The organism is uncultured Flavobacterium sp. (assembly GCF_937967675.1).
GTDB lineage: Bacteria > Bacteroidota > Bacteroidia > Flavobacteriales > Flavobacteriaceae > Flavobacterium.
In genome coordinates, this window is sequence record NZ_CALBSN010000068.1 from 1 (window position 1) to 26,608 (window position 26,608).

Here is a 26,608-nt window from a genome sequence, read left to right on the forward strand (position 1 = left end):
AAACATTTCTGTATATTTTTGAAGCTTGAGCCAATCCTAACAAACGCGGCATTTGTCCGGCAGTAGGAGAGATGTCAGAACTAGAATTTTTTTGTTGGGTTAAATTTTTCCAATTTCCGTTTTCGTCTAATGAATGCGTTGCGAAGTGACCGCCCATTTGACGTCCAGCACTCATTGGATCAAAATTAATATCGGTATGGCCATATAATCCAGCGAAAAATTGCTCGATGTTCATAGCTCCAATTGCCATCATAAACGTTTGGTCACGATAATATCCTGAACGGAAATCTCCGTTTTGAAATGCTTTTGCTAATGCTAATTGAGGTACTTCTTTACCATCGCCAAAAATTCCGAATTTGGCTTTACCCGTAAGTACTTCTTTTCTTCCTAGAAGGCTACATTCTCTACTAATTCGGGCGATTTTATAATCGTTAATGACTTCTTTTTTAAAATCTTCAAAAGAAACTACTTCCGATGTTGTTGCTGTTTTCATAAGACGTTTGTACGAAATTGATAATTCAACAAATTTAATTAAAACGACTTATAAAACAATACAAGGTGTAATATTTTTTTAATTATTATTAAATTATCAATGATTTTGATTTGAAAAACGCAATGAATTCATTGAAAAACGATTTTTAATTATTGAATTGTTAAATAAATGAACAAAAATCTATTAAAACCATTTTCTTGTAAATAGTGAAACTAATGTTTTAGGACTTAGAGTAACAACAAAACGAATTTGTTGTCCATAATTTGTATCATTCAATGCATAACCGTTTGAGGAATAAACAGGTAAGAACAGTTCAAAATAATCAGGAACTAAGTTTAAATGAAATCCAGAATCAAAAACAAATTTTGGATCGGAGTATTTGTTTTTAAACATTCCAGCATCACCATAAATTTGAATCCAATTCCATATATTGAATGTTCCATTAATAGTAGTCATCCATTGGTTTGCAAATCGGGTATCTAATTTAGATTTGAATCCACCTTCTGCGTAAACGTATTGTTGACTGTAAATTCCTGTTATTTCACTTCTTCCTAATAAATTGTAATCGAACATATAATCGTTAGGTCGATCTAATCCAAAACTGAAAAAGTCGGAATTAGTGCTTCTGAACATAAAAGCTCCTGCGAAAAGGCGTAGACTTATTTGGCGATTGTTTTCAAATAGTTTTCGGAAATGCACTTCGGTTGCAACTTTTCCAAAGGAATTTGCTATTTGTAAATCATTTAAAATGGAAAAATGTTTCGTACCTTCAGATTGATAATTTCCATATTTCGCGTTGAAGATATTATAGTTTTCTGTTTTCGTATCAATGATTAGATTCGATTTGTCTCTCTGAACGTATACTTGTCTTAATTGAATAAATTCATTTTTATTAGTTCTGAAGTTTCTATCTCTAAATTTAAATTGGATTACAGGACTTATATTGGTGTAAAAGGCATCACTTGTGTAATGAAAACGATTTCCTGTAATAAGATATCTTATGTGATATAACTTTCCATCTTCTCTAATATTATCATCAACAAATGCAGTAAATTTTCCAACAATAGTCCCTGTATTACTTGAATACATTGGGGTTGTACTAAAAGTAAATGGTTTGTTAAGTATGGATTTGTTGTGTAATCTCATTCCTACAGCCACTCCATCATAAATATTGAATTCTACTTCTGGAACGTAAAAAATTTGATTGTAATGGGGATCTTCTAGATCTTTTAGAAAAATAAATTTGAAAGGTCTATTGTTAAAATAGAATCCTTTTAATGATTTCCAATTGTTTCTGAGGTTATATTCTGGTATTTCATTATTATAATTTAGTGTTAATTTATCAGCGTCTAATCTTGGAATAACAATTGTTGAGTCTGTTGAAATATTGGTTATCCAACTTTTTTTGATAATCTCATTGTTTTTCAAATGGTACAATGAAATAGGTACATTAGTTCCTGTTTTATTAATAATTTTTACAGATAAAGAATCGTTTGATTTTTTTACTTTACCAAATTTAAAATCAATTAATTTACGAGTTTCTACAACGGTACGGAAAAACCAATCAATATTTTTTGGACTATTTTTTTCTAAAACTGTTTCCAATTGTCTTGAGTTTGTTCCAAAATTTTGATTTTCTTGAATGAACTCTTGTATAGAATTTTGAACAATTTCATTTCCTAAGTAATCATCTAAATATTTTAAGCTCAAACCAGCTCTATATTTACTAGCAATATGTTCATTGAATTTGATGAGTTTGTTTTTAGGTTCATTTAATGGTTGATCAAGATTTTTTCTTGCCATTAGAATATACAAATAATTGTATTGCTCATTGAAATTAAGATTGATAAAGTTGTATGATTTGAGTAGTTTAATATTTGCTAAATTCCCTGTCATTTTTAAATCAGGATAATATTCCTCAATATATTTCATCATCAAAAAAACTTGAACTCCATCATAAACCCAATAGTCTCTTCTTTGATTCAAATTGAAATTTTCTTTCAAATAAATTCCTAAATAAGTTTTTAAAAATTTTAATTCAAACATTAAATCATTTGGAAAAGGACTTAAAAAACTAGGAAGCTGATTTAATCCATAAAATGGCTCTCTATTGTAATCTTCTTGATTAAGTATTATTTTTGGAGCAATCGGTAATCCTAGTTTAGATGCGCTAAAACGAGCAACTTTATCAAAAATTAAAGCCTTAGAAATATTGGTAATTTTATTATCTTCAATTCCACAACTAACTTCAATGATTTCATTTTTAAAATTTTGATAGGTGTTTTCCAGTTCTAAAGCTATTATGGCATCACTTTTATTTTTAGATTTTAACGTAATTCTTTTGTTTGCATCAAGTTCAATTGTACTAATTTCTTCAAGATTACTATGTACATAATATTTTTTTGGTAATTCTAATTCAATTTCAAAATCGGAAAAAGCATTAGGGATATCATCTAAATTTTCATTACTATATTGAATAAATTGTTTGTATTCGTATCTAGAAGGGTTTAAATACCAGTTTTTTAAGACTATTTTTCCGAAATTTGTATAACCAAACTTTGTGAATTTTGCATCCGGAATTTTTACAACATAGGTTAATGTAAAAGTTTGCTTTGAGCATGGTAAAATAGGTTGATTTAAATCTAATTTAACTAAATCAATTTTACCATTAGGTCGCTGCCATGATATGAATTGAAATTTTTCATCTGTTATATTTTTTATATCAGTGAAACCTCTTTCCTTGTAGCCAGCCAAATGAAAAGATCTATTGAATTCGTCTGAGAATCTTCTTGCTAGTGCTGAGGATTTTGAGGAAAAAGCATTGTTCCAATCGTTTAGAATAATGTGTTTGAGGGTATCGTTGCTAGAATTATTATAAGTTAATTCTTGTTTAATCAATAGTGTTTTCTCTTCTGTATTTATTCTAACAGATATCCTTGAGGAATGCTGAGAATACATAAGAATTGGGAAAAGAAATAAAACTATTTTGATTAAATGCTTCAAATGGATTCTATTTTATTACTACAGATGCTATTAAAGCAAAAAAGTTGCTTAAATATCGGCAAAATATAAAATTATTATTACAGTTAGCTTAATTTTTAATTAAAAAAAATAAGTAATATGTAAAATAAGATAAATATTAGTAAATTTGATAAATTTAGATATTATGCCCCAAAAAATATTTACAATATTATTCCTTTTAGTGGGAATGTTTTCTCATTCACAAATTGTTATTAATGAAATTGATTCAGATACCCCAGGAACAGATCAATTGGAATTTGTCGAATTAAAATCTGATACTCCTAACTTTTCTTTGGATGGTTATGTTTTAGTTTTTTTTAATGCAGGAAGTACTGCTCCTTACTCAAACTCTGTTAGTTATTATGCAATTGATTTGGATGGATATGAAACAGATTTTAATGGGATCTTTCATATAGGAAATAATTCAGTTTCACCAGCACCTTTAAAAATTTTTCCCAATAGTACTGTTCAAAATGGACCAGATGTTGTAGCATTGTATTTGGGAAATGATAACGATTTCCCGCTTAATACGACAGCAACTACAACAAATTTGATAAATGCATTGGCTTACTCAGGTAATTCTACACAGCCTAGTGCTATGATGACCACTTTAGGCATTACAGTTTGTACAAATGAAAATATTAATGGTTTGGTTACTTCTCAATCTATTCAAAGAAAAAATGATGGAACTTATGAAGTAAAAGCGCCAACTCCAGGAATGAATAATGATGGAAGTGGTATTACACCAAATTATATAACCGTTTCTACTTCTCAATCTAGTTATAATGAAGGGGATAGTTTTAATTTTATTTTTACTACAAGTCAACCAGTTCAAAACCAGAATTTGATAATGAATTTTACTTTAAATAATGGTAATTTTACAATGTCTGATTTCTCAGGAGGTTTAACAGTTATGATTCCTGTTGGAGAAACAACTGCTCAAACGGGTATTATATTAATTAATGATGGAATTGATGAAGGTGATGAAGAAATGAAATTTGTTTTACAATCGCTACCAATAGGGTATGTCTCTTATAATAACAATACCATTTTCAGAGTTTATGATGCTAATTTCACAACAGACCCATGGGGTACACCTTTAAATCCTACTTATAATATTGTAGCACCAACTATTCCAATAGGATATTATGATTCCTTAGAAGGTTTGGCTGGTAATGCATTAAAACAGGAATTGCAAAATATTATTGCTAATCCAACAGTGGTAAGACTGCATAGTTATGCTGATATTTGGGAAATTTTAAAGAGTTCAGATAGAAATCCACAAAATAATAATCAAGTTTGGTGTATTTATACAGAAGTTCCATATGCTAAATTAGACCAACAGAATACAAGTAGTATAGTTGGGAAATGGAATAGAGAACATATCTTTTGCCAATCAAGAGGTGGTTTTGAAGTGGCAAATGGAGATACTGCTGATGGGATTAATGTATGGTTGCCCACTAGTGCTTCTAATACAGTTGATGGTGTCTCTGACGCGCATCATATAAGAGCGGTTAGCGGTCAAGAGAATTCATCAAGAAACAATAAAAATTATGGTTCTGTAAATACATCTACTGTTTATGCAGGTCCAGATGGAACTCAAGGTTCTTGGCGTGGAGATGTAGCTCGATCTTTATTTTATATGGCCGTTCGTTTTGAAAGTTTGAATGTGGTTAATGGAGATCCAATAGAGCTTAGTAGTGGAAATCCATCCTATCAAATAGGCGATTTAGCCACTTTATTAACTTGGAATACTTCAGACCCAAGAGACGATTTTGAAATGAATCGTAATAATTATATCTACACTTGGCAGATGAATCGTAATCCATTTATAGATTATCCTAGTTTAGCAGATTATATTTTTGGAGCTAATTTTGGTCAGCCTTGGTCACGAACTTTATCTACTCAAACTCCAATTGAAAATAGAGTAGCTGTTTATCCAAATCCAGCTTCTGAATTCTTAATTATTTCTGGATTAGAAGGAACTTCAAAAGTAGAAATTTTTACGGTTACTGGGCAGTTACTTCAGACAGAAAATTTTGAAAACGAAACTCGTGTTAGGTTAGACTTAAGTGCAGGAATGTATTTAGTAAAATTATCAAATGGAACTCAAACTACAACAAGAAAGATAATTGTAAAATAAAAAAAGGTCAGATTTAAATCTGACCTTTTTTGTTTTATATTCCTGCTATTTCTTTTAATTCTTTGACAAATCTTTCTGCTAAAACATCCGCTTCTGATTGTGTTGGAGCTTCGGTATATATTCTGATAATCGGTTCTGTGTTTGATTTTCTTAAATGTACCCATTCTGTTGGGAAATCAATTTTTACTCCGTCAATAGTTGAGATGTTCTCTGTTTTGTATTTTTCGGTTAGCGTAGCTAAAACATTATCAACATCAATTTGAGGTGTTAACTCAATTTTGTTTTTACTCATATAATATTGTGGAAAACTAGCTCTAATTTCAGCAATCGTTTTATCTTGATTGGCTAAATAGGTCAAAAACAAAGCAACACCCACTATACTATCTCTACCATAGTGCGATGATGGATAAATAATTCCTCCATTACCTTCACCACCAATGATTGCGTTAGTTTTCTTCATTAATTCTACCACATTTACTTCTCCCACAGCACTTGCTTGATACGTTCCGCCGTGTTTTTCTGTAATATCGCGCAGAGCACGAGAAGACGACATATTAGAAACTGTATTTCCAGGAGTTTTTGATAAAACATAATCAGCAACAGCTACTAAAGTATATTCTTCACCAAACATTTCACCATCATTTGAAATGAAAGCTAAGCGATCTACATCAGGGTCAACTACGATTCCGAAATCAGCTTTTTCTTCTACAACTAATTTACAAATATCACCTAAGTGTTCTTTTAAAGGTTCTGGATTATGTGGAAAATGACCGTTTGGTTCGCAATATAATTTTACTACTTCAACGCCCATTTGTTCTAATAAATTTGGGATAATAATTCCACCTGAAGAGTTTACACCATCCACAACTACTTTGAATTTCTTAGTTTTTACCAAATCAGCATCTACCAAAGGCAATTCTAACACTTCATCAATGTGAATATCCATGTAAGCATTGTTTTCAGTAACCTCGCCTAAATTATCAACCTCTGAAAAATTAAATGCTTCGTTTTCTGCAATTTGTAAAATCAATTCACCTTCTTTTCCACTTAAAAATTCACCTTTTTCGTTTAATAATTTAAGTGCGTTCCATTGTTTTGGATTATGAGAAGCGGTTAAAATAATTCCACCATCTGCCTTTTCCATTGGAACTGCAATTTCAACTGTAGGAGTAGTGGATAAACCTAAATCGATAACATCAATTCCTAATCCAACCAATGTATTCATAACTAAATTGTGAATCATGGGTCCTGAAATCCTTGCATCTCTTCCGATTACTACTTTTAAGCGTTCGTTACCTTTTGAAGCGTGTCTTATTTTTAAAAATGTTCCATAAGCCGATGCAAATTTTACCGCATCAACTGGTGTTAAATTTTCGCCAACACCACCGCCAATGGTTCCACGAATTCCTGATATTGATTTTATTAAAGTCATTTTTTTGTTTAAAAGGTTATAGGTTTAAAAGGTTAATAGTAAACCAAATTCAACACAAATATAAAAAGTTCAGCATTGGTATGCTATAAAACTTGTAAAGATTTTTATATATTTACGGAAACAACTATTAGTTCTAAATGAATTTTCTCGCTCATATTTATTTGTCTGGTGAAAATGATTTTGTCAAAATTGGCAATTTCATGGCAGATAGTATTCGCGGTTCCCAATATTTAGATTATCCAAATTCCCTTCAAAAAGGGATTTTGTTGCACCGGCATATTGATAGTTTTACGGATTCACATCCAATTTATCGCAAAAGTAAACATCGTTTACATGAAAAATACGGACATTATTCCGGTGTTATTATGGATATTGCTTACGATCATTTCTTAGCGAAAAATTGGAGTAAATATTCCAAAGAAAATTTAGAAGATTACGCTGCTGATTTTTATCAATTGATGCAAGATAACTATGAAATTCTCACCGAAAGAACAAAAGGAATGTTACCTTATATGATTGGACGAAATTGGCTAGTAAGTTATGCAACAATCGCAGGGTTGGAAATGATTCTTTTTCAAATGGATTATAAAACCAAGCATCGTGCACACATGCAAGAGGCTATTGTGGAAATTCAAGATTTTTATACTGAATTTGAATCGGAATTTTTTCAGTTTTTTGAAGAATTAGTATTTTCGTGCCAACAAAAATTAAAGGAACTCAATGAAATTTTGTAGTGATTTAGAAGCTGATTTTCGAAAAGCATCCAATAGCGAATTGGCAATTCCAATGGAAAATTACATGAAGAATAATTTTACCTATTTTGGAATTAAAACCGAGAATAGACGAGCAATTTTCAAGTCAAATTACGAACAAAATAAAGCAGAAGTAAAATCTAACTTTAGGGCAATTGCTTGGGAATTGTTCCAAATGAAAGAACGAGAATTTCATCAAACAGCAATTGATTTATTGGTAAAAGAGTTCAAGAAAAGCTTTGTTTTAGAAGACATTCAATTGATTGAAAAACTGATAATTACCAATTCTTGGTGGGATTCAGTTGACACAATTGCAAAATATTTATTGGGTGGTTATTTGTTACAATTTCCATCGGAAACTTTAAAAGTAGTTGAGCGTTTTTCCAATTCCGAAAACATGTGGTTAAATCGAAGTTCTATTTTATTTCAATTGAGTTATAAAGAAAAAAACAATTTCGAAATTTTAAAATCGGAGTGTGAAAAACACAAAGATTCCAACGAGTTTTTCATTCAAAAAGCAATTGGTTGGGCCTTACGAGATTATAGTAGATTCAACCCAAAAGGAGTCGAATCTTATGTAAATTCTACCAATTTGAAACCATTAAGTAGAAGAGAGGCCTTACGTTTGCTCTAATTTTGTTTCATTTTTCAGATTAAAGATTTACCTTCGTAAAATACTTCAAGACAATGCCAAGAAAGAAATCTTTTTCCTTAAAAACGTTTTTACATAAAACTTTCCGACGTTTAGAGCGATTTGTTTTTCTTTTGAAATCGTTACTAACACCACGGCAGTTTATTTATTTTTCGTGTGTTTTAGTTGGAATTTCATCGGCATTAGCGGTAATTATTCTAAAAACATTTGCGCATTGGGTTTATAAATCGGCTCAAAGATTAGATGATATTTTTCATCTTCCTTACAGTAATAGTACGTTACCAATTATTGGAATTATAATAACAGTAATTATTGTTAAAAAGGTTTTGGATGGATCTATTGAAAAAGGAACTTCTCAAATTATGTATGCTGTCGCCAAAAAGCGCGGAATTATGCCTAGAAAACAAATGTTTGCCCAAATCATTACAAGTTCGTTTACGGTAGGTATGGGTGGAAGTGCAGGTTTAGAGTCGCCAATTACCGTTACGGGGGCTGCTTTTGGGAGTAATTATGCGCAAAATTATCGTTTAAGTTACAAAGATAGGACGCTTTTGTTAGCCTGTGGTGTCGCTGCCGGAATTGGTGCTGCTTTCAACGCCCCGATTGCTGGAGTATTGTTTGCCATTGAAGTGGTACTAGCTGAAATTAGTATTACAGCCTTTATTCCGATTATGATTAGTGCAGCAACAGGTGCTTTGGTTTCAACGGTAATGTTGAATGAAAACATCTTGTTTTCGTTTAAAAAAGTACAATTTTTCGATTATCATAATTTACCCTATTATATTTTACTAGGCGTTTTAAGTGGCCTAGTTTCCATAAATTATGCGAGAACTTTCAGAAAGATTGAGCATTATTTCAGTGGACTAAAATTTAATATCATCAATAAAGCATTGTTTGGAGCCGGAATTTTAGGTGTCTTGATTTTCTTGTTCCCTTCTTTATTTGGTGAAGGATATGAAAGTATTAAAACGCTAGCTGATAGTAATCCTGAGGGGTTGGTTCAAAATACTATTTTTGAACGTTTTCAAGAATCCAAATGGATTCTGTTGTTGTTTGTTGGAGCTACGATGTTGATAAAAGTTTATGCTACAAGTTTGACATTAGGTGCTGGTGGAAATGGTGGAAATTTTGCACCTTCACTTTTTGTAGGTTCGTATTTAGGATTTTGTGTGGCTTATTTTTTCAATATAATTGGTTTCGCCAAGTTACCAATTGGAAACTTTACTCTTGTAGGAATGGCTGGAATATTGAGCGGATTATTTCACGCACCACTAACCGCAATTTTCCTTATTGCTGAAATTACGGGAGGTTATAATTTGATGGTTCCTTTAATGATTGTTTCTTCGGTAAGTTTTGCAATTTCAAAACGTTTTGAGCCTTATTCCTTCGATATTAAAAATTTAGCAGATAAAGGTGAAGTCTTTACGGATAATCGTGATGCTAATATTTTGAATTCTATTGATGTAGCTAAATTAATTCAAACTGATTTCAAATCCATTTCGGTTAGTAATAATTTGGAAGAATTAGTTGAGAAAATCCAACAATCAGATGCTGATATTTTTCCTGTCTTGGATGAAAAAAATACGCTTTTAGGCTTGATATTGTTAGATGAAATCAGACCAATTGTTTTCTCACAATTCAAAGTAAAATACACTTCAACATATGAAGTCATGCAACCTCCAAAAGAAATTATTTTCTATGATGAAACTTTAGAAACCATTATGGAGAAATTTGATACATCAGGTTGTAAAGTCTTACCAGTTTTAAAAGATGGCATCTTCCTTGGATTCATATACAAACAACTTATTCTAGAAAAATACAGAATGCGTTTGAAATCGATGATTATTGAATAAATTATGAAAAATATAACCATATCAATATTATTAATTCTAGCGGGAATATTTATTCTCTTTATCACTTTAAAAGATAACAAATCTAGAAAACCAGAACTAACAACATCTTACATCATGCATCTGAAAGGATTTATTGGTGGCTTTGTTTTAATTATAATTGGGATCTTAATTTTATTAAAATAATTTTAATTCTAAACCTAAAAACTTTATCTAGATTTTAAAATGATGTTATGAATGATTATTCTAATCATAAAATATTATTTATTTGAAAAACAATTCCAATAAATTTCTTAGTAGGAATGTCCCCTTGAGGGGACTTTAGGGGTGTTTATTACTTTTTGGAATACATATTTTAGAAATTACAGAAATTTTAAGAATCTTTCATCTAAAATCTAATTTCTATTATTAAATATTTAAATATCGGATAAAATATTTTTTTATTCTATCCGATATTAATACCTTTGTGTTGAGAATAAAATAAATATGTGGAATATTGATTTATCCTATCGAGAAGAATTTCAATCAACATTCGAAAGATTGTATGATAAATTGGCTGTGCTCAATCAAAATAGGCCGCTGCCATATTCTGCTATATCAAAAATTAAAGAGTCGCTTTCAATTGAGTGGACTTATAATTCGAATAGTATTGAAGGAAATACACTATCCCTTCGAGAAACACAAATGGTACTTCAAGATGGAATTACCGTGAAAGGAAAATCATTGCGAGAACATTTTGAAGCTAAAAATCACGAGCATGCGATTAATTATTTATATCAAATCATCAATGATAATTATTTGTTAAGAAGTATTGATATTTTATCGCTTCATGGTTTAGTTTTGCGCACCATTGAAGATGATTTTGCAGGAAGAATTAGAAATGCTGGCGTTCGAATCACTGGAGCAAATTTTGTTCCGCCAAATGCAAATAAAGTTTCAGATTTGTTAGATGAATTAATTCAATTTGTAAATGAAAATCCGTTGCAATTGAATGATATTGAATTAGCTACTATTTTTCATCACAAATTAGTTTGGATTCATCCCTTTTTTGATGGAAATGGAAGAACCGTTCGTTTAGCAATGAATTTATTACTCATGCGAAGAGGTTTTCCGCCAGCCATCATCTTAAAAAATGACAGAAAAAAATATTACGATGCTTTAAATCAAGCTAATAATAATAACTATCAAAAGTTAACGTTATTAATGTGTCAAGCTCTAGAAAGAACGGTTAATATCTATTTAACTTCAATTCCAAGTGATAATGATGATGAATATCAATCTATTGCTAATATTGTAAGCGAGCCTAATACTCCATACAGTCAAGAGTATGTTAGTTTATTGGCACGCCAAGGAAAAATTGATGCTTATAAAGAAGGAAGAAATTGGGTTACCACAAAAAAAGCTATTAACGATTACATCAATAATAGACAAAGAAAGCGTTTATTATAGCGCTTTCTTTTTTTAATTTCTTCACATTTGTCTACCACAAAAATTGAATTGAAATCAGTATCTTTGCGTTTTGCCAAAAAATATGCAACACACAGAAGAAACAATCGAAATTATTGGAGCAAGAGCCCATAATCTTAAAAATATTGATGTTACAATTCCACGAGAAAAACTAGTGGTTATTACAGGTTTGTCGGGTTCTGGAAAATCTTCATTGGCTTTTGATACGATTTATGCCGAAGGACAACGAAGATATATAGAAACGTTCTCTGCTTACGCTCGACAATTTCTTGGAGGATTAGAACGACCTGATGTGGATAAAATCGACGGACTTTCGCCTGTGATTGCTATTGAGCAAAAAACGACTAGTAAATCGCCTCGTTCTACTGTAGGAACGATTACTGAAATTTATGATTTCTTACGTTTGTTGTACGCTCGTGGTGCCGATGCTTACAGTTACAATACGGGCGAAAAGATGGTTTCGTATTCGGATGAACAAATCAAGCAATTGATTTTAGAGGATTTTAATGGAAAACGCATCAATATTTTAGCACCAGTTGTTCGTTCTCGTAAAGGTCATTATCGCGAATTATTTGAGCAAATTGCCAAACAAGGTTTCTTAAAAGTTCGAGTAAATGGCGAGATTCGTGATTTAGAATACGGTATGAAAGTTGATCGTTATAAAACGCATGACATCGAAATAGTAATTGATAGAATGGCGATTGACAACGAAGAAGACACCGATAAACGCTTATCAGAAAGTATCAAAACCGCAATGTATCATGGGGATGATGTAATGATGGTGATTGAACAAGAAAGTCAAGAAGTACGTTTTTACAGTCGTAATTTAATGTGTCCTTCTTCTGGAATATCCTATCCAAATCCGGAACCCAATAATTTTTCATTCAACTCTCCAAAAGGTGCTTGTCCGTGTTGTAACGGATTAGGAACGGTGAATGAAATCAACTTACAAAAAATTATCCCAAATCCGAAATCATCAATTAAAAATGGTGGTTTTGCTCCTTTGGGTGAATATAAAAGTTCGTGGATTTTTAAGCAATTGGAAATTATCGCACAAAAATATGACTTCAAAATAACCGATGCCATCGAAACCATTCCGCAAGAAGCAATGGACATGATTTTGTATGGTGGAAATGAAAAATTCTCAGTCGTTTCAAAGGTTATGGGAATTACTAAAGATTATAAAATTGATTTTGAAGGAATTTCTAACTTCATTAAAAATCAATACGATAATTCCGATTCGGCAAGTATCAAACGTTGGGCAAAAGAATTTATGGATGAAAACGATTGTCCAGAATGCGAAGGAACGCGTTTGAGAAAAGAATCGTTATATTTTAAATTAAACGGAAAAAACATAGGTGAATTAGTCCAAATGGACGTAGCTGAATTATCCGAATGGTTTGCCGATTTACCAAATCATCTTTCTGAAAAACAACAAGTTATTTCAACTGAAATTTTAAAAGAAATTACAGCGAGATTGCAGTTTTTGTTGGATGTTGGTTTGAACTATTTATCCTTAAACCGAAGTTCAAAATCGCTATCTGGTGGTGAAGCGCAACGTATTCGATTGGCAACGCAAATTGGTTCGCAATTGGTTGGTGTTTTATATATTTTAGATGAACCAAGTATAGGTTTGCATCAAAGAGACAATGAGCGTTTGATTAAATCGTTAGAAAGTTTGCGCGATATCGGAAACTCAGTAATCGTGGTTGAACACGACAAAGACATGATTGAACGTGCTGATTATGTTATTGATATTGGTCCAAAAGCAGGTCGTTTTGGTGGACAAATCATCAGTAAAGGAACACCAAAAGAATTGCTAAAAGAAAATACGATTACGGCTCAGTACATGAGTGGTAAAATGCAGATTGAAGTTCCAAAATCACGTCGTGAAGGTAATGGTAAATACATCAAATTATCAGGTGCTACGGGAAATAACTTAAAAAATGTTTTGATTGAAATTCCGCTAGGAAAATTGGTTTGTGTTACCGGAGTTTCTGGAAGTGGAAAATCGACTTTAATTAACGAAACCTTGTATCCGATATTAAATGCGCATTTTTTCAATGCTGTTAAAAAGCCACAACCTTACAAGAAAATCGAAGGTTTAGAACATATCGATAAAGTAATCGACATCGATCAAAGTCCGATTGGAAGAACACCGCGTTCTAATCCAGCGACTTATACAGATGTGTTTTCAGAAATTAGAACTTTATTTACTCAAGTTCCAGAAGCGATGATTCGTGGTTATAAACCTGGAAGATTCAGTTTTAATGTAAAAGGCGGTCGCTGTGAAAATTGCGAAGGTTCTGGAGTTCGAACTATCGAAATGAGCTTTTTACCAGACGTTTACGTGGAATGTGAAACCTGTATGGGAAAACGATTCAACAGAGAAACATTGGAAATTCGTTACAAAGGAAAATCAATTTCTGACGTGTTAAACATGACGGTTGATGAAGCTGTGGATTTCTTTGAAAATATTCCAAAAATTTATCGAAAAGTAAAAACCATTCAAGATGTTGGATTGGGTTATATCACATTAGGGCAACAAAGCACAACGCTTTCAGGTGGTGAAGCACAGCGTATCAAATTAGCAACTGAACTTTCTAAAAAAGATACGGGTAATACGTTTTATATTTTAGATGAACCTACAACAGGATTACATTTTGAAGATATTCGAGTTCTTATGGATGTAATCAATAAGTTAGTTGATAAAGGAAACACCGTTTTAATTATCGAACACAATTTGGATGTTGTAAAATTATCGGATTATATTATCGACATTGGTTACGAAGGTGGAAAAGGTGGCGGAGAAGTTGTAGCTAAAGGAACTCCAGAGGAAATCGTGAAAAATAAAAAAAGTTATACGGCGCAGTTTTTGAAAAAAGAATTATCTTAGCAACCTAATTACTACACACGACAACACTGCTAAAACTTTATTATTTAATCGTAATAGTTTGTTTACAAACAAATTAACTAAAATTACTATGGCAGCAGATCAGTACGAAAACGAAGAACACAGAATTCAAGAGAAATTCAAGCAAAAGACTTGGAATGAAATAAGAACTAATGATTCATGGGCAATTTTTAAAATCATGTCAGAATTCGTAAATGGTTACGAATCCATGGGAAGAATTGGTCCTTGTGTATCTATTTTTGGTTCGGCAAGAACAAAACCAGAAGACAAATATTATTTATTAGCCGAAAAAATCGCGTATAAAATTAGTAAAGCAGGTTACGGAGTAATTACTGGTGGTGGTCCTGGTATCATGGAAGCAGGAAATAAAGGAGCTCATTATGGTGGAGGAACTTCAGTAGGTTTAAACATCGAATTGCCTTTTGAGCAACACTTTAATCCGTATATCGATAAAGATAAAAACTTAAACTTTGATTACTTCTTCGTAAGAAAAGTAATGTTCGTAAAATATTCGCAAGGTTTCGTGGTAATGCCAGGAGGTTTTGGAACCTTAGACGAATTATTTGAAGCGATAACATTAATTCAGACTAAGAAAATTGGAAAATTCCCAATTATTTTAGTGGGAACAGAATTCTGGTCAGGTTTATTAGATTGGATAAAAAATGTAATGATTGACAAAATGAAAAACGCCAATCCAGAAGATATGAACTTAATCAAAGTCGTTGATACAGAAGATGAGGTATTGGAAGCGTTAGATAACTTCTACAAAAAATACAATTTGTCTCCAAACTTCTAAAAAAGCAAAAGTCCTTCAAATCGAAGGACTTTATTATTTTGAAATGAATTCTTTGATTTTGTTTATCACAGCTTCATCGCCAAGAATTTTACGATGTCCCAAACCTTCTGTAATTACAAGTTCGGAACCTTCTAAATGTTGGTGAATATGATAAGCCGCTTTCACGGAAACATCATCATCTTCTTTATCGTGCATGATTAAAACTGGAATTTTAATTTCTTTAGCTGCTTTGTAAGCTGAATAATCATCCATTTTTCCAACAAAACGTTTTTCGAAATGATCTCGTAATTTGATTCCGTATTCAGGTTTTAATTGTAATTTTTTGATAAAATCATCAATAATGTCTTGAATAATATCTCCAGCTCCAATGGTTACTGCTTTTTTAACATTCAGATTTTGTTTAATCGCATTCAAAACCGACATACCACCAAGCGAATGTCCAATGGCAAATTCAAAAGAACCGTATTGTTTTTCCAATTCTAAAATGGAAGCAATAAATTCGGTCATTATCGAATAATTTCCTTTTGATTTCCCATGTGCTGGTGCATCAAAACTTATCGTCATGTAGCCCATTTTTAGTAATTCATCAGCAATTTTTACTAATTGCGTTCCTCTACCAGACCATCCGTGAACTAAAAGTACTTTTTTATCGCTTTTGCCATATTCATACAATATGATTTCTTTATTTATGGCACGGACTAAAATACTTTTTTGAAGACTTTCGCGTTCCATGTGTAATTCGCGCTTTGGTAATTTATGGCGAATTGGAGTGGTAAAAAGTTTAGCCGCAAATTTAGTTGTTAAACTAGGAGAAATAGCTTGCAAAAATTTTGCTGTATACAAAATAATTTTAGGTATTTCTATAACTTGTGATTGCTTTTGTTTCTTTTTTGGCATTATTAAATTTTTTTGCGAAGTTACAAATAATGGAGTTTCAGGATGAAAATTTCCATATAAAATAAAGTTAAATTACGTTTTTAAATTGTAATAATTTTGATGTTGGATTTTTAAAATTTAAAAGTATAAATCGTATTTTTGTTAAAAATTAATCTTATGAATAATAAAACTAAAATTATCACCCTAGCACTTTTAGTAATCGTAATATCATGTGCAAAAAACCCTTTTACAGGTAAAAATACTTTAGCTCTAGTCCCTAATAGTGAAATTTTACCATCTGCTTTTCAGCAGTATAATCAGTTTCTATCTGAAAATAAAGTAATTACAGGAACTAATGATGCTAAAAAAGTAGAAACTGTTGGTACAAAAATTAAAGTAGCAGCTGAACGTTGGTTAAATGCAAACGGATATGCTACTTATTTAAATGGATATGCATGGGAATATAAATTAGTTGAGAGTAAAGAAGTTAATGCATGGTGTATGCCTGGTGGTAAAATTGTTTTTTACACTGGAATTTTACCTATTTGTAAAGATGATGCAGGTATGGCTACTGTTATGGGACACGAAGTGGCTCATGCTTTAGCTAATCATGGTCAACAAAGAATGAGTGCTGGAGTATTGCAACAAGCTGGTGCTGCTGGTGTTGCAGTCGCAACAGGAAATAAATCCAAAGAAACACAACAAATTGCAATGACAGCTTATGGAGCTACTACTCAATTTGGTGGAATGTTACCTTTTAGTAGAGCACATGAAAGTGAAGCCGATATGATTGGATTAACCTTAATGGCAATTGCAGGTTATAATCCTGATACAGCTGTTGCTTTCTGGGAAAGAATGGCGGCGCAATCTGGAGGGCAAGCACCACCAGAATTTATGAGTACGCACCCTAGTAATGCTACTCGTATCGCTAAGATTAAGGAATTAATTCCAAAGGCTAAAGCCGAAGCCGCTAAGTTTGGTGTAACTTTTAAATAATTAAAAAATTACTATTATATTTGAATCCCGACACTGTCGGGATTTTTTATTTAAAAACAATTGCTATGCAACAACTTCAAAAAGGAGATTCAAAACTTTTAAATGCTTGGGCTTTTTACGATTGGGCCAATTCGGTATATGCTTTGGTGATTTCTTCAACTATTTTTCCGTTATATTATGGAGCTTTATTCCGTCAAAAAAATATAGAGGAAATTGGTTTGTTTGGACTTTCAATTCGAAGTGAAGCTTTAATAAGTTATGTTACTGCTTTAGGATTTTTAATCATTGCTTTTATATCGCCATTATTATCAGGAATTGCCGATTATTTAGGAAATAAGAAGTTTTTCTTGAAGCTTTTCTGTTATGTTGGCGCTATTTCATGTATGAGCTTGTACTTTTTTTCGTTAGATACGGTAATTTTGAGTTTGGTTTCCTATTTATTAGCTTTAATAGGTTTTTGGGGAAGTTTAGTTTTCTACAATTCCTATTTACCCGATATTGCTCACAAAGAGCAACAAGATAAGATCAGCGCAAAAGGATTTAGTTTGGGTTATGTGGGTAGTGTTGTTTTGTTATTGATTTGTTTAGCTATGGTTATGTTAGTAGCGGATAACCAAAAATTACAAATGATGCGTTATTCCTTTCTTTTAGTAGGAATTTGGTGGTTAGGCTTTAGTCAATATACTTACTACTACTTACCAAATAATAAAAACGAAAACAAACTGCATAAGAATGTACTATTCAATGGTTTTAAAGAGTTACGAAAAGTTTGGCAACAAATAAAAGAATTGAAATCCTTACGACGTTATCTAGGAGCATTCTTCGTTTATAGTATGGCAGTGCAAACGATCATGATTATTGCAGCTTATTTTGGAGAAAAAGAAGTGCAATGGGGAAGTGATAGTAAGCGAACCATGGGATTAATTGTGAGTATTTTATTAATTCAATTAATTGCAGTTTTAGGGGCTTGGCTAACATCAAAACTTGTTGCTAAATATGGAAATATTATAGTTTTAATTGGTTTAAATTTCTCCTGGATTTTAATTTGTACATACGCCTATTTTGTAATCACTCCAAACGATTTTTATATTGCTGCCGCTTTCGTAGGATTAGTAATGGGAGGAATTCAATCGTTATCGCGTTCTACTTATTCTAAATTTATTCCTGAAGGAACGAATGACACTACTTCGTTCTTTAGTTTTTACGATGTAGCAGAGAAAATCGGAATTGTTATCGGAATGTTTACTTATGGTTATATTGCAGATGTTACGGGCAAAATCCAAAATGCTATCTTATTTTTAATCTTATTTTTTGTTGTAGGATTGCTTCTTTTGTTGCGAGTTCCTAAAAAGTAATGTTCTTGGCATACATCTTGAGCTATTACTTCTGAAATTGCTATTTAAAATTATTTTATGATTTGATTATCAATAAAATAGCGCTTTTCTGCGTACCTTTGAATGATATTTCAAATGAATATTACTGACAAAAAGACCATAAATATTATTATGCCGAATCAAAAAATACTAGCGCTTGACAATTTGTCACTTCAAGAAATGGATCCAGATGCGGAATTGATTCCGTTAATGACGCCTGAAGATGAAGAAGAAATGAACAACGAGGCTTTGCCTGAAGATATTGCCATTTTACCATTAAGAAACACCGTTTTATTCCCTGGAGTAGTAATTCCAATTACTGCCGGAAGAGATAAATCGATTAAATTAATCAATGATGCCAATGCCAAAGGTAAAATCATTGGTGTGGTGGCTCAAATTGATGAAAACGTTGAAGAACCAACACCAAACGATGTACATCATATTGGAACAGTAGCTCGTATCATGCGCGTTTTAAAAATGCCCGATGGTAATACAACGGTTATTCTTCAAGGTAAAAAGCGTTTTGAAATTGAAAATTTTACTCAAGAAGAACCTTATTTAAGAGCTACAATTAAAGAGGTTGCAGAGGAACGCCCTGATGTAAAAAACGTAGAATTCAAAGCAATTGTAGAATCAATTAAGGAATTGGCAATCCAAATTATCAAGGAGAGTCCAAGTATCCCAACAGAAGCTACTTTTGCAATCAAGAACATCGAAAGTAATCCGTTTTTAATCAATTTTGTTTCTTCTAATATGAATCTTTCGGTAGAAGAGAAACAAGAATTATTATCGATTCCAAGTTTAAAAGACAGAGCGCTTGAAACTTTGCGTTTCATGAACTTAGAGCTTCAAAAATTAGAAGTTCGCAACGATATTCAATCGAAAGTTCGTTTTGATTTAGACCAACAACAACGCGAATATTTCTTGCAGCAACAGATGAAAACCATTCAAGAAGAATTGGGTGGCGTTTCGTATGAAGCGGAAATTGAAGAAATGCGTGCCAAAGGGAAAAAGAAAAAATGGGACGATAAAACAGCGCAACATTTCGAAAAAGAATTGTCTAAATTGCAACGTACCAATCCAAATTCGCCTGATTTTGGGATTCAAAGAAATTATATCGAGTTGTTTTTAGAATTGCCTTGGAACGAATTCACCAAAGACAATTTCGATTTAAAACGTGCACAAAAAATTCTTGACAGAGACCATTATGGTTTAGAAGATGTAAAGAAACGTATTGTCGAACATTTAGCAGTTTTAAAGCTTCGTAACGATATGAAATCGCCAATTTTATGTTTGTACGGACCTCCAGGGGTTGGTAAAACATCAATTGGAAAATCTATTGCAGAAGCTTTAGGAAGAGAATATATTAGAATGTCACTTGGTGGTTTACGTGATGAAGCGGAAATTCGCGGTCACAGAAAAACCTACATTGGTGCAATGCCAGGACGAATTCTTCAAAATATTAAGAAAGCGAAAACATCAAATCCCGTATTTGTTTTAGATGAGATTGATAAATTATCTTCAAGTCATAACGGTGATCCATCTTCGGCTTTATTGGAGGTTTTAGATCCGGAACAAAACAAAGAATTCCATGATAATTTCTTGGAATTGGGTTACGATTTATCAAAAGTGATGTTCATTGCTACTTCAAATAGTTTGTCAACCATTCAGCCAGCACTTCGCGACCGTATGGAAATTATTGAAATGACAGGTTATACGATTGAAGAAAAAATCGAAATTGCCAAAACACACTTATTACCAAAACAATTAAAAGAGCACGGATTAACGGCAAAAGATTTACAAATTGGTAAAAAACAATTAGAAAAAATCGTTGTTGGTTATACGCGTGAATCAGGTGTGCGTGGTTTAGAAAAGAAAATTGCTCAAATGGTACGTCATGCTGCAAAATCAATTGCTATGGAAGAACCATACAACGTAAAAGTAACAGATGCCGATATTTTAGAAGTATTGAAATCGCCAAGAATGGAGCGCGACAAATACGAAAATAACGATGTGGCTGGAGTAGTTACTGGTTTAGCATGGACATCTGTTGGTGGTGATATTTTATTCATCGAATCTCTAATTTCGAAAGGAAAAGGAGCGATGACGATGACCGGAAATTTAGGAACGGTTATGAAAGAATCGGTTACGATTGCTTTGGAATACATTCGTGCTAACGCTGAATTTTTAGGAATCAATCCAGAAGTTTTGAATAATTATAACATTCACATTCACGTTCCAGAAGGAGCAACGCCAAAAGACGGACCAAGTGCTGGAATTGCGATGCTAACTTCTATGGTATCTTCTTTTACTCAAAAACGAGTTAAAAAACACATCGCCATGACGGGAGAAATTACCCTTCGAGGCAAAGTATTACCGGTGGGTGGAATCAAAGAAAAGATTTTGGCTGCGAAAAGAGCAAACATTAAAGAAATCATTTTGTGTAAAGAAAACAAACGTGATATCGAAGAAATCAAACCCGATTACATAGAAGGATTAACGTTCCATTACGTAGACAGAATGAGCGAAGTTTTAGATATTGCTATTACCAATCAAAAGGTGAAAAATGCTAAAAACTTGGAAAGTAAAAACTAAATTTTCCAATTTTAATACGATTAATTTAAGAACTCTCAATAATTCATTTATTGGGAGTTCTTTTTTTGTTTCCTAACCGATATAATTTTATCTTCGCAGTTGCGTTATAAGTAAGATTAACAACAAAAAATGCTAAGAAAACTCGTATTCCTTTTATCCCTGCTGCTATCGGCTACTACTTTTAGCCAAATAGGAGGTAAGAGCGTATATCAGTTTTTAAACTTAGCACAATCGCCTAGGCAAGCGGCTTTGGGTGGAAAAACGGTTACTGTTGTAGATTACGATGTTAACCAAGCCTTTTATAATCCGGCTACGATTAATGAAAAAATGAGCAATCGTTTATCAGCTAATTATGGTAGTTATTATGGTGAAGTTTCCTATGGAACAGCGGCTTATGCCTATACTTATGATCAGCATTTGCAAACTTTTCATGCAGGAATTAGCTATATCAATTATGGTACTTTTGAAGGAAGAGATGAACTTGGAAATTTAACTTCTGATTTTACAGGAAGTGAAGCGGCTTTATCCCTGGGTTATGCCTATAATTTGCCTTGGACTGACATGTTTGTTGGTGCTAATGTTAAATTGATTTCATCTACTTTAGAAAGTTATAATTCGTGGGGAGCTGCTGTAGATTTGGGATTTTTGTATGTTGATGTTGACAACGATATCAATTATGGATTGACTGTTCGAAATTTAGGATTTCAAATAAAACCTTATCAAGATACGAATGAAAAACTTCCATTGGCTATTGATGCTGGTATTTCGCAATTAATGGAGAATGTGCCCATTCGTTGGCATGTTACATTAGAGAATTTGCAACAGTGGAATATTGCTTTTTCTAATCCCAACAGAGCACAAGGAAGTTTAGATGGTTCTTCTAAAGAAGAAAAGGTGTCCTTTTTTAATAACGCATTGCGCCACGTAATTTTAGGAGCCGAATTATTTCCAGAAAAAGGATTCAACTTAAGATTAGGATACAACTTTAGACGAGGCGAAGAATTACGAATCGTAGACAAACGTAATTTCTCTGGAATATCAGTTGGTTTTGGAATTCGATTTGGAAAAGTGAAATTCGATTATTCGTATTCGAGATACACCATCGCTGCTAATACGAGTTTATTTGGTTTAATGATTGATTTGAATTAGTACAAAGTGAAAAGTTAAAAGTAAAAAGTGAAAAGTGAAAAAGTAAAAAGTAAAAAGTGAAAAGTAAAAAATGAGAAGTAAAAAGTGAGAAGTGGTTAGCTTAAATGAACTTGATTATTCACAAAGTATTACTTAAGAAAAACTTATATGACTTATATGTTTAAAAAAAGTCAATAGATTTAATAATAAAAAACTTAGCGCCTTGGCGTCTTCGTGGCAACATATGAAAAAAATTACCATAGCAATAGACGGTTTTTCGTCAACAGGAAAAAGTACATTAGCTAAGCAATTGGCTGCAGCATTAGGTTACGTTTATGTAGATACGGGTGCGATGTATCGTGCAGTGGCTTATTATGCGATGCAACATAATTTGGTTTCTGAAACGCATTTAGATGCAGCAGGTTTGGTGGCGCAATTACCGAATATTAATTTGCGTTTTCAATTCAATCCTACTTTAGGATTTGCTGAAATGTATTTGAACAACGAAAACATCGAAACACAAATCAGAACCATCGAAGTTTCTCGCATGGTGAGTAAAGTAGCTGAGATTTCAGAAGTTCGTGCCAAATTAGTAGAGCAACAACAAGCTATGGGTAAAGACAAAGGTATTGTAATGGATGGGAGAGACATTGGAACTGTTGTTTTTCCTGACGCCGAGTTAAAATTATTCATGACAGCAAGTTCAAAAACCAGAGCGCAACGTCGTTTTGATGAATTAGTAGAAAAAGGGCAACATATCACCTTTGAAGACGTACTTCAAAACGTAGAAGAACGCGATTACATTGATACCCACAGAGAAGATTCTCCTTTAGTTAAAGCAGTCGATGCTATTGAAGTAGATAACTCAAGTTTAAATAAAAAAGAGCAATTTGAATTGGTCTTGAAATTAGTAAATCAAAAATTGTAAATAACTAAACTAAACATTATGAAATTTTTAAAAAAATCTCTCAAAGTAACATTTTTAGCCTTGTCTTTATTGTTTTTAAATGCTTGTAGTAGTGATGAGGATAGCGACAAAACAGTTGCAAACATCGAAGGAGTATGGCAATTAGGTAGAATGTATGGAAAAGCTAAATACACAGGAATGAATGCCACTTTAGAAGGTGATTCTGAAGGAACCATGGAGTTTAAAAATGATGGCACCTATGATAGTAATATTATTAGTGCTTATTTAACAGTATCCATTCCATCCATAAATTATTCTGAAACGACACCAATTGATCCAGCTATGGATTCAGGTGTTTATTTTTATGATGAAACTAATGATAATTTAGAAATTGATGGGCAAATATCTAAAGTTGTTGTTTTAAATGAGACTTTTATGAAAGTAAAAACTTTAATTAACGACAGCGGTGTTACAGGTGAACTTTATACCGAATATCATCGATAAACGATTTAAAAAAAAGGCTGTCATTTTAATTTGACAGCCTTTTTTTATTTAATGTTCTTTTTCGCTTTTTCTTTTTCTTGTTTTTTAAAATAACCTCTAAACAAGAAATTATGTTTCAAAGCCTCTAAATCTTCATTCAATTTAATGCTTGCTTTATTTACATTGGTTATGGTCGAATCAATTTGTTTTACCAATTTTGGATCATTTGAAAGATAATTTAAAGCGCCTTTTCCGTCCTTTACATTGGTAATGGTGGCATTTAAATTGGTTACCACTTTATTAATTTCATTACTTGATTTCTCTAAATTAATCACGATATTTTTCATTCGATTGGCTACAACAGTATCGTTTAATGTACCAATAACATTGTCTTTTCGATTTAATTCGGTGATTAACTTATTCAAATTTGCTACCGATTCTGAAGTTCCTTTACTTGTAATGCGTAAATAGTTCATCGTTTCTTGAAGATTTTTCGACATTACCGTATCGCGAATTAACATCCCAACGGTTCCTTTTCCTTGCGTGATTTCTTGAGTAATTTTTAATAAATCAGCCGTTAACATAGCCGCATTTTCATTGGTTACATTTAAAGTCTCAAGCATCGCATCAGTACCAATTCGGCTGTAAGATTGAATGGTGTCGCCATTTTCAACTTTTTTAGCAACTCCTTTTCCAGGAATAATATTGATAATCATGTTGCCCACCAAACCATCGGAACTAATCGTAGCAATAGCATTCTTTTTGATGTGTTCCATAATTTTGTTATCGATAATCATGTGTACATTTATGGTAGTATCGTTAATCATTTCAATGGTTTTTACCGTGCCAATATCAATTCCAGCATAGCGAACATTGTTTCCAGGTTGCAATCCGTTTACATTGACAAAAGTGGCTTTCAAATGTGAGGTATTACCAAACATGTTCTGCTTGTTTCCAATAAAATAAATCGCAGCTAAGAACACTAATGTTCCAATGATAACAAAGATTCCGAGTTGTATTTTTTGTGAATTTGATTTTTCCATTGATAAAACTATTTAAAAAATGCTTGCACTTTTGGATCGGTTGAATTGGCTAACTCGTCAAACGTTCCTTCTATATAATTTTTACCATCTATCAATAAAATCATCCTATTGGCAATAACTTTTGCGCAATCCACATCATGCGTAATGATAATTGATGAGGTGTTGTATTGTTTTTGTATCGAATTCATCAAAAGTACAATTTCTTTTGATGTAATTGGGTCTAAACCGGTTGTGGGTTCGTCGTATAAGATGATTTTGGGTTTTAAAATCAAGGTTCTGGCTAATGCAATTCGTCGTTTCATACCTCCTGAAAGTTCGTTGGGCATCAAATCAATTGCATGAGCTAAACCAACACTTTCCAAGGCTTCCATTACCAGAGGTGTTGTGTCTTCAATAACGCCAAATTTTTTAGTGTGACGACGTAACGGAAATTCTAAATTCTCACGAACGGACATCGAATCGTACAACGCACTTCCTTGAAATAAAAAGCCTATTTCCGTACGTAATTCGTCTAAATCTTCTTGTTCTAGCTTGTTGATTTCTTCATTCATGACTAAAATCGAACCGCTATCAGGTTGCTCTAAGCCTATCACACATTTAATCATCACCGATTTTCCCGAGCCCGATTTTCCCATTACCACTAAATTTTCTCCTTCAAAGAGTTCCAAATTGAAACCATTCAAAACCACATTGCTGCCAAATTGCTTGTGCAAGTCTTTGATGGTAATAATCGCATTTTTAGTTGGAGTTGTCATGGTTATAAATCGTAAAAAATGTTCGTTACAAAAACCGCTACAAAGTCAATAATAAAAAGCAACATTGAAGTATAAACTACCGCTGCATTGGCAGCTTTTCCTACGCCAGCCGTACCTTTTTTACAGTTGTAGCCTTTGTAGCAACCAACTAAACCAATTGCAAACCCAAAAAAGAAGGTTTTGATGGTAGCCGGCACAATATCGCTGTATTCTAAAATATTAAAAACCTGATTAAAATATAAGGTAAACGACACATTTCCTTTGATGTTTTCTACTAAATACGAACCGTAAATCGCAATGAAATCCCCTAAGATTACGAGTAACGGCAACATCAAGGTAGTCGCTAAAATTCGTGTAATGACTAAATATTTGAAGGGATTGGTTCCCGAAACTTCCATGGCATCAATTTGTTCGGTTACTTTCATAGAACCTAATTCGGCACCAATTCCTGAACCAATTCTTCCAGCGCAAATTAAAGCGGTGATGATGGGACCAATTTCGCGAATAATAGAAACACTCACCATAGATGCCATCCAAGAAACAGCACCAAATTCCTGCAACGTAGGGCGCGATTGTAAGGTAAATACCAATCCAATGATAAAACCTGTAACACTTACCAACAACAAAGAACGGTTTCCGATGTAAAAACATTGACGCAACAATTCTTTGAATTCGTATGGCGGTTTCCAAAATTCTTTGAAAAAACGTCCAGCAAAGTAGGAGAGTTCACCTACTTCGATGAGGAAGTTTTGTAAAGCTTCAGTAACATTAGTAAAGTATTTTTTCATGAAGCAACTTAATTACAACCAAATATAGTAATTTTTAATGAGATACTACATGACATTAGTGGGATGTGTAGTAAATAAACCGACTTGTGGTGGAGTGGGATTTGGTTTGGGTTATGGATTGTAAATTTGTGCTATTAGAGTGGA

At 32.6% G+C, this 26,608-nt stretch carries 19 protein-coding genes and 1 pseudogene; 13 read left to right on the top strand and 7 right to left on the bottom strand.

Annotation, left to right across the window (positions count from 1 at the left end):
• Both Q0075_RS04645 and Q0075_RS04650 read right to left on the bottom strand, forming a co-directional pair.
• Positions 1-493, bottom strand: a pseudogene (locus Q0075_RS04645) (transketolase); the annotation flags it as partial.
• A 183-nt stretch (positions 494-676) separates the two neighbouring features.
• Positions 677-3,496 carry an aminopeptidase gene (locus Q0075_RS04650; RefSeq protein ID WP_366798173.1) on the bottom strand — a complete coding sequence of 940 codons (2,820 nt, stop codon included), beginning with the start codon at positions 3,494-3,496 and terminating at the stop codon, positions 677-679.
• A gap of 163 nt (positions 3,497-3,659) precedes the next feature.
• Between Q0075_RS04650 and Q0075_RS04655 the strand changes: the two genes are divergently transcribed.
• Positions 3,660-5,657, top strand: a complete 1,998-nt coding sequence (locus Q0075_RS04655; RefSeq protein ID WP_297868496.1) for an endonuclease — start codon at positions 3,660-3,662, stop codon at positions 5,655-5,657.
• Positions 5,658-5,691: 34 nt separating this feature from the next.
• On the opposite strand, the gene glmM is transcribed toward Q0075_RS04655, so the two are convergent.
• Positions 5,692-7,089 carry a phosphoglucosamine mutase gene (gene glmM, locus Q0075_RS04660; protein WP_297868497.1) on the bottom strand — a complete coding sequence of 466 codons (1,398 nt, stop codon included), beginning with the start codon at positions 7,087-7,089 and terminating at the stop codon, positions 5,692-5,694.
• Positions 7,090-7,226: 137 nt separating this feature from the next.
• On the opposite strand from glmM, the gene Q0075_RS04665 reads away from it, so the two are divergent.
• The 6 genes from Q0075_RS04665 to Q0075_RS04690 all read left to right on the top strand — a co-directional run bounded on the left by Q0075_RS04665 (position 7,227) and on the right by Q0075_RS04690 (position 15,520).
• Positions 7,227-7,823 (top strand): acyl carrier protein phosphodiesterase, encoded by a 597-nt coding sequence (locus tag Q0075_RS04665; RefSeq protein WP_291108848.1) that lies wholly within the window; start codon positions 7,227-7,229, stop codon positions 7,821-7,823.
• On the top strand, positions 7,810-8,475 hold the full coding sequence (locus tag Q0075_RS04670) for a DNA alkylation repair protein (RefSeq protein ID WP_297868498.1): 666 nt from the start codon (positions 7,810-7,812) through the stop codon (positions 8,473-8,475). Before Q0075_RS04665 ends, Q0075_RS04670 begins: the two co-directional genes overlap by 14 nt.
• 53 nt (positions 8,476-8,528) lie before the next feature.
• The gene (locus Q0075_RS04675; protein ID WP_297868499.1) at positions 8,529-10,346 is read left to right on the top strand and encodes a chloride channel protein; all 1,818 of its coding nucleotides are present in this window, start codon (positions 8,529-8,531) and stop codon (positions 10,344-10,346) included.
• A gap of 483 nt (positions 10,347-10,829) precedes the next feature.
• Entirely contained in the window at positions 10,830-11,792 is a 963-nt protein-coding gene (locus tag Q0075_RS04680; RefSeq protein ID WP_297868500.1) for a Fic family protein, read from the top strand.
• A gap of 82 nt (positions 11,793-11,874) precedes the next feature.
• Positions 11,875-14,706, top strand: coding sequence for an excinuclease ABC subunit UvrA (gene uvrA, locus Q0075_RS04685; RefSeq protein WP_297868501.1), 2,832 nt, complete (start codon positions 11,875-11,877; stop codon positions 14,704-14,706).
• Between the two features lie 88 nt (positions 14,707-14,794).
• Entirely contained in the window at positions 14,795-15,520 is a 726-nt protein-coding gene (locus tag Q0075_RS04690) for a TIGR00730 family Rossman fold protein (protein WP_291108857.1), read from the top strand.
• 33 nt (positions 15,521-15,553) lie between these two features.
• On the opposite strand, the gene Q0075_RS04695 is transcribed toward Q0075_RS04690, so the two are convergent.
• The gene (locus tag Q0075_RS04695) at positions 15,554-16,417 is read right to left on the bottom strand and encodes an alpha/beta hydrolase (protein ID WP_297868502.1); all 864 of its coding nucleotides are present in this window, start codon (positions 16,415-16,417) and stop codon (positions 15,554-15,556) included.
• A 156-nt stretch (positions 16,418-16,573) separates the two neighbouring features.
• On the opposite strand from Q0075_RS04695, the gene Q0075_RS04700 reads away from it, so the two are divergent.
• The 6 genes from Q0075_RS04700 (at position 16,574) to Q0075_RS04725 (ending at position 23,899) form a co-directional block, all read left to right on the top strand.
• Complete coding sequence (locus Q0075_RS04700) at positions 16,574-17,392, top strand: M48 family metallopeptidase (protein ID WP_291108861.1); 819 nt, start codon at positions 16,574-16,576, stop codon at positions 17,390-17,392.
• A gap of 65 nt (positions 17,393-17,457) precedes the next feature.
• On the top strand, positions 17,458-18,747 hold the full coding sequence (locus Q0075_RS04705) for an MFS transporter (RefSeq protein WP_297868503.1): 1,290 nt from the start codon (positions 17,458-17,460) through the stop codon (positions 18,745-18,747).
• Between the two features lie 150 nt (positions 18,748-18,897).
• The gene (lon, locus tag Q0075_RS04710; RefSeq protein WP_297868531.1) at positions 18,898-21,360 is read left to right on the top strand and encodes an endopeptidase La; all 2,463 of its coding nucleotides are present in this window, start codon (positions 18,898-18,900) and stop codon (positions 21,358-21,360) included.
• A 129-nt stretch (positions 21,361-21,489) separates the two neighbouring features.
• Positions 21,490-22,509: a type IX secretion system protein PorQ gene (gene porQ, locus Q0075_RS04715; protein ID WP_297868504.1), complete on the top strand. Its 1,020-nt coding sequence runs from the start codon at positions 21,490-21,492 to the stop codon at positions 22,507-22,509.
• A 223-nt stretch (positions 22,510-22,732) separates the two neighbouring features.
• On the top strand, positions 22,733-23,416 hold the full coding sequence (gene cmk, locus Q0075_RS04720) for a (d)CMP kinase (RefSeq protein ID WP_297868505.1): 684 nt from the start codon (positions 22,733-22,735) through the stop codon (positions 23,414-23,416).
• 18 nt (positions 23,417-23,434) lie between these two features.
• Positions 23,435-23,899, top strand: coding sequence for a hypothetical protein (locus Q0075_RS04725; protein ID WP_297868506.1), 465 nt, complete (start codon positions 23,435-23,437; stop codon positions 23,897-23,899).
• 44 nt (positions 23,900-23,943) lie between these two features.
• Here Q0075_RS04725 and Q0075_RS04730 read toward each other — a convergent pair whose 3' ends face one another.
• Genes Q0075_RS04730 through Q0075_RS04740 form a run of 3 tightly spaced genes read right to left on the bottom strand, consistent with a single transcriptional unit; the run spans position 23,944 to position 26,464 of the window.
• A complete protein-coding gene (locus Q0075_RS04730) occupies positions 23,944-24,921 on the bottom strand; it encodes an MlaD family protein (RefSeq protein WP_297868507.1) in 978 nt (325 codons plus the stop codon).
• 8 nt (positions 24,922-24,929) lie between these two features.
• Entirely contained in the window at positions 24,930-25,676 is a 747-nt protein-coding gene (locus Q0075_RS04735; protein ID WP_297868508.1) for an ATP-binding cassette domain-containing protein, read from the bottom strand.
• 2 nt (positions 25,677-25,678) lie between these two features.
• Positions 25,679-26,464: an ABC transporter permease gene (locus tag Q0075_RS04740; RefSeq protein ID WP_297868509.1), complete on the bottom strand. Its 786-nt coding sequence runs from the start codon at positions 26,462-26,464 to the stop codon at positions 25,679-25,681.
• Between the last annotated feature and the right edge of the window lie 144 nt (positions 26,465-26,608).